General features: G+C 60.9%; 4 protein-coding genes. 3 read left to right on the top strand and 1 reads right to left on the bottom strand.

Annotated features, from left to right (window positions below):
* Positions 1–222 precede the first annotated feature (222 nt).
* Positions 223–3,258 carry a VWA domain-containing protein gene (locus NZK35_RS33415; RefSeq protein ID WP_259636872.1) on the top strand — a complete coding sequence of 1,012 codons (3,036 nt, stop codon included), beginning with the start codon at positions 223–225 and terminating at the stop codon, positions 3,256–3,258.
* Positions 3,259–3,451: 193 nt separating this feature from the next.
* On the opposite strand, the gene NZK35_RS33410 is transcribed toward NZK35_RS33415, so the two are convergent.
* Entirely contained in the window at positions 3,452–4,096 is a 645-nt protein-coding gene (locus NZK35_RS33410) for a pyridoxamine 5'-phosphate oxidase family protein (RefSeq protein ID WP_259636871.1), read from the bottom strand.
* A gap of 118 nt (positions 4,097–4,214) precedes the next feature.
* Between NZK35_RS33410 and NZK35_RS33405 the strand changes: the two genes are divergently transcribed.
* Both NZK35_RS33405 and NZK35_RS33400 read left to right on the top strand, forming a co-directional pair.
* Entirely contained in the window at positions 4,215–4,757 is a 543-nt protein-coding gene (locus NZK35_RS33405) for an RNA polymerase sigma factor (protein ID WP_259636870.1), read from the top strand.
* Positions 4,754–9,907, top strand: a complete 5,154-nt coding sequence (locus NZK35_RS33400; RefSeq protein ID WP_259636869.1) for an MG2 domain-containing protein — start codon at positions 4,754–4,756, stop codon at positions 9,905–9,907. The genes NZK35_RS33405 and NZK35_RS33400 overlap by 4 nt, the downstream gene beginning before the upstream one ends.
* Positions 9,908–9,944 lie beyond the last annotated feature (37 nt).

Genomic DNA, 9,944 nt, shown 5'->3' with positions numbered 1-9,944 from the left:
AGGCCTCGGGCGGGCGCCGGAATGCCCGGCCGCTTACGCGTCACGGCTCACTCAATCAACAGACCGTGACGCTTCCCGTAGGTGTTGACGAGCGAATCTGCCCCCGGACGCCCGTTGAAATCGCAAACCGGCGCGTCCTCGTCGGGTGGGAGATGTTAAGCTGGTTGCTTCGCCCGATGGAACGCTCCATCGCTCGTTTTGCACTCCACGCACCGTACCGACATGTTGCCCTATCGCCTCAGCTTTGAGCATCCGATTTTTTTGTGGTTGATGCTGGCGTTGCCGGTCTTGTGGTACCTGGGATTCCGATCCTTGGGAGTGCTGGGCAAGACCCGGCGTGCGTTGGCATTGCTGCTGCGAACGCTGGTTTGGACGATTTTGGTGTTCGCCTTGGCGGGCGTGCAACTGGTTCGCGTCAGTGACGTGATCACGGTGATGTACGTGCTGGATCAATCCGAAAGCATTCCCAGCGCCAAACGCCAGGTGATGTTGGACTTCGTGGTCCGCAACGTCAAACGCCATCGTGACGGCCGTCGCGGTGACAAGGCCGGCATCATCGTGTTCGGCCGGGACGCGTCGATCGAGATCCCGCCGTTTGACGATGAGATTCGATTGCGACGTCTGGAAAGCTTGATGGATCGCAGCGACGCGACGAATCTGGAATCGGCGTTGAACCTGGCCCAAGCGACGATGCCCGAAGACACCGCGCGGCGGATCGTCGTGGTCACCGACGGCAACGAGAACCTCGGCCAAGCGCGAAAGCTGGTCGCGCGTGTCGCAGCGGCGGGCATCGGCATCGATGTGGTTCCCGTGATGCTGGATGCCAAGAGCGAAGTGTTGGTCGAGAAAATTGACTTGCCCAGCGACATTCGCAAAGGCCAACCGTTCGAAGCCAGAATCGTCGTCAACAACTACACCGACGCGACTCCCGAGGGCGGCGAACCGACCAAGGGCAAGATACGTGTCAAACAGAAAGTCGGCGACAACGAATCGATCTTGTTGGAACAGGACATCACGCTGGACCCCGGCAAGAACGTCTTTCCGTTGCGGCACACGATCGATCAACCGGCGCCGTACATCTATCAAGCCGAGTTCGTTCCCGACAGCAAGGACGATGACGGATTGCGACAGAACAACAGCGCGACGGCCTACACGCACGTGCGTGGTCAAGGACGCGTGTTGATGATCGAAGACCGAAATCGCCTGGGCGATTTCGATTTACTGGTCAGCCGTCTGCGAGACAACGACATCGAAGTCGTCACGCAAACCAACGACAACCTGTTCGGTTCGCTCGCCGAGTTGCAAGCCTATGACGCCGTGATCCTGGCCGGCGTCCCACGCGTCTCGGGAAGCAATGAAAACGAAATCGTTTCCTTCACCGACCCGCAAATTGAAATGCTGGTCCGCAACACGCAACAGCTCGGCGCCGGATTGCTGATGCTCGGCGGACCGGAAGCGTTTGGTGCCGGCGGTTGGACGGGATCGGAAATCGAAAAAGCGATGCCGGTTGACTTCAAGATCAAGAACGCCAAGGTCCAAGCGGTCGGCGCGTTGGCCTTGATCATGCATGCCAGCGAGATGGCCGATGGAAACCACTGGCAAAAAGTGATCTGCAAATCGGCCATCGAACAGCTCGGCCCGTCCGACTTGGCCGGCGTGCTGCACTGGAATTTCAGCGGCGATGCGTGGCTGTGGGGCGGCTATCCGTCATCGCCGGGGTTGTTGGAAGTCGGCCCGAATCGCCGCAACATGCTGGCCCGGATCAGCAAGATGACGCCCGGCGACATGCCGCAATTTGATCCGGCGATGAAGATGGCCGTGAAATCGCTTTCGTCGGCTCCGGCCTCGGTCAAACACTGCATCATCATTTCCGATGGCGACCCCAGCGACCCGATGCCCGGCACGATCGCCGCGTTCAAAAACAACAACATCACGATCAGCACCGTTGCGGTGGCCTCGCACGGTCTGGCGGGCAGTCAGCGACTGCAGAAGATCGCGACGCAAACCGGCGGCAAGTACTACAGCGTCAAATCGGGTCGCGCCTTGCCGAGGATCTTTCAACGTGAAGCGCGTCGTGTCTCCAAACCCCTGGTGTACGAACCGCCCGGCGGCGCGGTCCCCGAAGTCATCTTTCCGCATGCGATGCTCGACGGGATCGATCGCGTTCTGCCGCCGGTCACCGGGTTTGTGATGACGCAGACCAAAGACAGTCCGCTGGCGCAGGTGTTGATTCAATCGCCCAAGCCGGACCAACCGGAAAACGCAACGATCCTAGCCGCGTGGACCTATGGGCTGGGACGAACGGCGGTGTTGACGACCGATGCCGGGGCGCGTTGGGCCAGCGCCTGGAACGACTGGGCCGATTACGACAAATTCTATAGCCAGCTGGTGCGTTGGCTGATGCGACCGACCGGCGACACGGGAAAATTCACGATCGCCACCAGTGTCAAAGACGGCCAGGTCCAAGTCGTCGTCAACGCGCTGGCCAGCGATGATTCGTTTCTGGATTTTCTGGAGATGAACGCGACGGCGCTCGATGCGAACTTGAATCCGATTCCGCTGAGCATGCGGCAAGCAGCCCCCGGACGCTATGTCGGTTCGTTCCCGGCAACGACCGCGGGCAGCTATTTTGTCAACGTCGTCCCCGGCCCCGGCGCCGCGCCGCTGACAACCGGAGTCACGGTGCCCTACAGCGACGAGTACCGCGTCCGTGACACCAACCTGGCTCTGATCGAGTCGCTGGCGGCGACCGAGCCGCGCGGCGGAACGGTCGGCGAAGTCACCGCGCCGCTGGAAAACCGGGCGAGCGAGGAGCTGGTGGAAACCAACGCGTTTCGCGGCGGGTTGGCACTGGCACGCAGCATCCGAGACGCCTGGCCCTGGTTCGTGCTGGGCGGCTGCTGCCTGTTCCTCGGCGACGTCATGGTCCGCCGCATCGCCTTCGATTTCGGCTGGGTCAGCCGGACGATCAAAAAGCTGCGCGGCGAACAAGACTCCGCCACCCAAGTCGTCACGCGGCTGGACGCACTGCGAAAGAACAAGTCACAAATCGACGAGGATTTGCAGAAACGCCGGGCCAACGTTCGATTTGAACCGACCCGCGTCGAATCGTCCGACGACAAGGTTGAACTGTCCGACATCGGCCAGGCGACATCCAAATCGACGGAAACCAAATCCGTCGAAGCGCCCCCTCAAACCAGTTACACCGAACGACTGCTGGAAGCCAAACGCCGCGCCCGCAAGGAAAAGGGCGAGTGAAAGAGACGTTTTTTTCCGATCGCGTCGCCATTTGTCCGCCCTAGTATTCCGTGTCAGCTCAAGTTTCGGGTAGAGCAAACTGGCGTAGGTCACGCTGTGCGTGACAATAAGACTGGCGTAGGTCACGCTGTGCGTGACAATAAGGACGTCATGCACAGCATGACCTACCCGAAAACCAAGGTGCCACGGAATACTAGGGCACCACCCAAAACGCATCGATTGCGCCCGCCGCGTCGTAATCGATGACCGATCGCACGTGCCCTCGGCGGCGGAGGTACAACCAGTCCGCGTGCCGAACCGTGGTCCGCACGATTCGGAAATTCTTCCGTCCGCGTTCGGACTCTTCTCGAGTCACGAAGCGGTCTGCGGTCGATGGGGGCAGGGGATCGTTGACACGCTCGCCCGGCGGACCGATGGAGAGATAGGACGCCCGGCTGTCCGGTGCCGTTTGTTTCCATACTTCGTCAGCTTGTTCCCCGTCGATCACCTCCGCCATGCCATCGAGTCGCAGTTGGATTTTCGTCGTTGCATCGTAGAACATCCAGCATGCCAAAGCGGGGGAGTGGCCGGAATTCAGTTGTCGAATTTTGTCCGATCGCACGTCGGTGTAGAAATCGATCGTCCGCCGCTGCTGATCGGCATGACGCAGTACCACCGTGCGACATTCGGGGCGAGGGAACTGCGGGTGCGCCGAATCGATCGTCGAAAATGCCCCCAGATTCCAGGGGTGATCGGAGGAGTTGGCACCGTCCCGCAGGCTTTGCCAAATGAGGTCGTCCAACCCGCTCAGGGGCTGGTCGGACTGCAGCAAACCGTCAAATGCCGACTGGAGTTCCACCGATGATCTCGCTGTTGGACAGGAAAAAGCCCGATCGTATCCGATTTTGTAGAATCCGTTCACTCCCGTGCCTCGTCTGTATCTTCGGACAACGCATTTTCCGCTGCAGGCGTATCGCATGAGCGACGATCCGGAATCGATCGAACCGACAACGACAGACGCCCGATGCGAGCGTCTGGAGCTGTTTTTCGACTCCTGTCCGGACGAAATTCTGGGGACGCTGTATTACGTCGTCGGAAATCTGGAGGACGCCCGGGATGCGTTGCAGGAAACATTTTTGAAGTGCTGGCATCGCCGGCACCAGATCGATGACATCCAAAATCTTCGGGCCTGGGTGTTTCGAATCGCGCTCAATACGGGTCGCGATTTTCGAAAAACCGCCTGGAATCGTCGTCGAAAATCCCTGCAAGAGGACCATCCGATGGCTTCGACCGCTGACAGCCCGACGGACGGGCTGATGAAAATCGAGGAACTCACCCGGCTCCGGCGGGCCGTTTCGACGCTGCCGCCGGAACAGCAAGAGGTGTTTTTGCTGCGACAAAACGGTGACCTGACGTATTCCCAGATCGCCGACGCGATGTCGCTGCCGCTGGGGACCGTCAAAACCCGTATGCGTTCGGCCATCCGTCAACTTCGCCAAAGCGTGGGAGACCTGTCATGAACCACGAGCCAAACACCAATCACCCGCCCATCGACGACGACGACTTGCGACAGTCCCTGCTGGAACTGCATTACGGATTGCTGGAAGACGACGAGTCGGCGGAGTTGAGACAACGCATCGAAACCGAACCGATCGTGGCACAACTGTGGGCCGAAACGCTACTGGTCGCTTCGAAACTGGCCGCAGCCGCCAAGGTCACCGCGCCGGCCAGACGAGAAACCATCGCCGCCCCGCCGGCCAAAACGCCCGGCACCCCGCCGCCCACGGGTACACCGACGCCACCCGAATCGGCGAGGACGCAGCAGCCGAGTAACCCGGCGGCTGCTTCGGCCCCGCCCTCAGATGGCCCGCCCTCAGATGGCCCGCCCTCAGATGGCTCGCCCGCAGACGTCTCACCCTCGGCCCCCGATCGCTTTCTGCGTCTCTGGCTGGGGTCGCTGGCGACCGCGGCGACACTGGCGATCGCCGTCAGCGGCATTCGCTACCTGAACCAACGCCCCGCATCGCCCGACGTCAGTCTGCGTGTGGCGGTGCAACCGGTCGCCGGAGCCGACGCCGCTGCGCGAAACGAGTTTCTGGTCGCCGTGGGTCCCAAGCCCGCCGATCCGACGCTCAGCGACACGCTGGATCCATCGATGCCGGTGGTGCCAGCGACGATCTCCTTCAAGGTCCTCTCCAAGGGCGCCGTGTTGTTCTTCGGGACCTCCGAAACGACGGGGCAAGGCCCCTGCCGGATCCGTGTGCCCGACGACATCGCAATTCCCGGAGATGCGGTCTTGCACGTCGACGCCAACCCGACCGGTCGCAAGGGTCTGGTGCGATTGACGGTGCCGCTGGAACCGACGCGTTGTTTGACGTTCCTGTCGACCGATCGACCCGTTTATCGCCCCGGCGAAACCGTGTTCTTCCGGTCGGTCACGCTCAATCGTCGAACGCTCGCGGCGCATCTCGACGTCCCGATCCGTTTTGAACTCTTCGACGCCAGCGGTGCAACGGTTGAAGGCGCGATCCTGGAAGGCGTTTCCGAGCGGGGTGTCGGCAACGGCGCCTTTGTGATTCCCGAATCCGCACCCGGCGGAACGTATCAGTTGATCGCCAAAAGCCTCGACGGATTTTTCCCGGACCAGATCTGCGAATTGGAAGTGCGTCGTTACCGAGCGGTTCGATTGAAGACGGATCTCGAGTTTTCCAAACGCTCCTACAGTGCCGCCGACCGCGTCGAAGCCACGTTGACGGTTCGCCGGGCGGATGATTCGATCCCCGTGGCCGCCCCGGCGCGGATCCAAGCCGTCGTCGACGGCAACGTGATTCATCAATCAACCAGCTCACTGGGTATCAACGGAGAGCTTGCGGTCGCGTTCGACTTGCCCAAAGTGATCCGCGAAGGCGAGGGCACGTTGTCGATCGCGATCGACGATGGATCGGTCACCGAAGCCGCCGCCCGCCCGATCCCGATTCACACCGGACGCGCGGAAGTCGATTTTTATCCCGAAGGCGGCTACCTGGTCGGCGGGGTCACGAACCGCGTTTACTTTGCCGCACGTGACCCCGATGGCAATCCGATCGAGATCGCCGGCGAAGTCCTTTCGCAAGCCGGGCGGATGGTCGCGAGCATCAAGACGGTCCGCGACGGCATGGGGCGGTTCGAGTTCAAGCCCGAGTCGGGACAACGTTACTCGCTGAGGATCACGTCGCCGTTGGACATCACCGAGACGCCTTGGTTGCCATCGGTCGTCGAGGCCTTGCCGGTGTTGGATACCGGTGACGGTGTGTTTGCCCCCGGCGATCCGATCTCGATGACCATTCGCAGCACCAAACGTCGACCATGCATCGTTCGCGTGGTCTGTCGCGGTGAACTGGTGGGGGTCAAGACGACTGAAATCGGCATCGGTGACACATCGGTGACGGTACCGATCCAAGACCGCGCCGCCGGCGTGATTCGAGTGACGGTGTTGGATGCCGAAGGCGAGACGGCGACTCCGTTGGTCGAGCGTTTGGTCTATCGCAAAGCCGTCAAAAAGCTGAACGTCACCGCCAGTGTCGACGATGACCGTCGCGTCCATTCACCCGGCGAGTCGGTGCGAATGACGATCGCGGTCACCGACGAAAACGATCGCCCCGTCCCCGGAGCGGTCTTGGGTGTCCGCGTCGTGGACGACGCCGCACTCAGCTTGCGGCAACAGGATCTGCCGTCGATCGCAACCCATTTCTTCTTGACCAGCGAGATTCAATCACCGGAGGATTTGGAACACGCCGATTTCTATCTCGACGATTCGCACGAGGCGGCCGAGAGTTTAGATTTGTTACTGGGCACCCAGGGCTGGCGACGGTTTGTCAGTGGATCACCGGATCAGTTTAACGAAACCTTTCGCGACGCCTTGACGCGTTTGCTGGAACTGGACGGGCAACGATCGGAATTGACCGGCCAGACACAATCGAACGAGGCGACGATCGCAGCCCAGTTGCACGAGTACCGACTGCGCATCGCAGCGGCCTGGCGGAGCTTTGTTTCCGAAGTCCGCATCGCGTTGATCTTGATCGGCACGTTTTGGTTGATCGGTTTGTTGGTCCGCCCGCGAAGCGCCGGCGCGGTCGCCGCCGGACTGCTGTTGTTCGCGGCGATCATGCTCTCGCAATCCGGTTGCGGCAGCCAAGGGAACTATCGCGTGGAGGCGACGTCGGAATCCGCCAGCGATCAGATGACCGCCGGCGACATCGCACCGATGTTAGAAGCACCGTCCACATCAAGCTCCGCCGATGAAGCACGCATTCGAAGCGAAGAAGAACAAGCCGAAGGATCCGGTGCGGACGCGGCCGCTACCCAGCCGTTTGTCCAACGCGTCGTCCAAGCATTCTTGGGCCAGCGTGGCTCGAAGGTGCCGACCGACGTGTCACAAACGCGACTGACCCCGGAACAACTGCAACGCCTGGCAAAGTCGCGTGACCTCGATGCCCAAGCGTTGGCCGATCAATTGATGGACGAATTGCGGTTTCCGATTCGCCAGTATGCCCATCTGCATCGCCGCAGCGAAGACGATGTCCGCAGCGACTTCACCGAAACGGTGTATTGGAATCCGATGATGGTGACCGACTCAACGGGAACGGCGACGATTCGATTTGATCTCTCGGACTCGCTGACGATGTTCCGCGTGGACGTCGACGCGCACAGCACCGACGGCCGGTTGGGCAACGGGGGCGGCTCGGTCGTGACCGAGCTTCCGATTCAAGTCGAACCGAAACTGCCGTTGGAAGTCACCGGCGGTGATCGCATCGACCTGCCCGTGGGACTGGTCAATGCGACCGACCAGGACGGGGCGTTCGAAGTTCAATTGCAATTGGACCCGGCATTCAATGCGACGCGACGGTCCGGATTGACCTCCGTTGCGGCCGGCGATCGAACCACGGAGATCTTTTCCCTGAACGTCACCGAACCGGCCAAACCCACCGACGCCAAGGTCCGCGTCTCGGCCACACTCAGCGGCAGCACATTTGCCGATCAGGTCGAACGGTCCGTGCGAATCGTTCCCGACGGCTTTCCGTTCGACGTTTCTCAATCGGGATCGTTGTCCACGTCGGCTTCCCTGTCGCCGAACTTGCCCGATTCGGTGGTGCCCGGTTCGTTGTCGGCCAACATGGAATTTTTCCCGAGCCCCCGATCACAATTGAGCGCGGGTCTGGAAAGCATCTTGCGAGAGCCGCATGGGTGTTTCGAACAAGCATCGGCTTCGAACTATCCCAACGTGATGGCGTTTCAATTGTTGCAGATCGAGGGTGTCGTCAATGACGCCACCGAACGCCGCACCGTGTCGCTCTTGCGTCGTGGCTATCGAAAACTGACCAGCTATGAATGCTCCACGCTGGGTTACGAATGGTTCGGCAATGATCCCGGCCATGAAGCGTTGTCGGCATTCGGACTGATGCAGTTTTCCGAGATGGCGAAGATGATCGACATCGATCGCGAGATGCTCAGCCGCACCCGAAACTGGTTGCTCTCCAGACGCGACGGCAAGGGCGGATTCAAACGCAACCCACGCCACCTGCACGCCTGGTCGGTTCAGCAAGAGGTCGTCAACGCGTACTTGTTGTGGGCGCTTTCGCAAGCCGATCTGGCTGCGGGCGATGCGTCCACGACGGCTTCGGAACTGTCGGCCGAATTGGATGCGATGCAACGCGTGGCAGAATCCTCGGACGATCCCTATTTGATCGCATTGTCCGCCATCACCCTGGCCAATGTGGGCCGAGACCGCCAGGCGGTGACGTTGCTGGACCGGCTCGTGGAACTTCAAAATGCAGACGCCAGCTTCATCGGAAAAACGACGATCACGCAAAGCGGCGGGATCTCGCGGACCGTCGAGACGACGGCATTGGCGGTCCTGGCGTTGGCCCGCAGCAACGACCATCGCGGCGTGGCACAGAAAGCGGCGACGTGGCTGATCGAAAACCGACGGGGTGGCGGGTTCGGATCGACGCAAGCGACGGTGCTGGCGCTCAAGGCCTTGATCGCGATGCACGATCAAATGGTCAGCGGCGACGGCGGCAGCGTCGATATTCTGATCGACGGGGAGGTCGTTGAAACGGTTCGCTGGGACGGGCGTCCCGCCGAGGGCGTGACGTGGCAGATGACACCCGCCCTCATCGATGCGTTCGTTTCCGATCCCACCACGCGATTGACGCTGCGCAGCAGCGATGCCACGAGCTTGCCCTTCACGCTCCGCTTCACCGGGCGGACGACATCGCCGTCAAGTGATCCCGAATGCCCGATCGCGATGAAGCTGTCCTTTGCCGAGCAGTCCGATCAAGCGAACGTCCAAAGCGGCAATGCGATCGATGTCATCGCAGAAGTGAAGAACGCGACGAACACCGGACGCCCGATGACCGTCGCCGTGGTCGGGCTTCCCGGAGGCCTTGAACCGGTCATCGAGAGTTTGGAGAAGCTTCGCGAATCGGGTGAAATTGATTTCTACGAACTCCGCGGCCGCGAAGTCGTCTTGTATTGGCGAACCTTCGCACCGGCTCAATCCAAACGGATTCCGATCGCCTGTGTCGCCCAGATCACGGGAAAATACACCGGACCGCCCAGTCGGGCGTACTTGTACTACACCGCCGAATCGAAGACCTGGCACAAGCCGCTGGTGGTGGAGATTGAGTAGTGTTGGTGTCCAGCCTGCAGGCCAATACCGCTAAGTT

The organism is Stieleria sedimenti, assembly GCF_025060895.1.
GTDB classification, from domain to species: domain Bacteria; phylum Planctomycetota; class Planctomycetia; order Pirellulales; family Pirellulaceae; genus Stieleria; species Stieleria sedimenti.
Note: the sequence above shows the minus strand (reverse complement) of the source record. Positions and strands in the feature narration are given on the sequence as shown.

Bases quoted from the DNA above. Each gene is read 5' to 3' on its own strand.
- NZK35_RS33415 (WP_259636872.1), top strand. From the start codon at position 223: ATGTTGCCCTATCGCCTCAGCTTTGAGCATCCGATTTTTTTGTGGTTG.
- NZK35_RS33405 (WP_259636870.1), top strand. From the start codon at position 4,215: ATGAGCGACGATCCGGAATCGATCGAACCGACAACGACAGACGCCCGA.
- NZK35_RS33400 (WP_259636869.1), top strand. From the start codon at position 4,754: ATGAACCACGAGCCAAACACCAATCACCCGCCCATCGACGACGACGAC.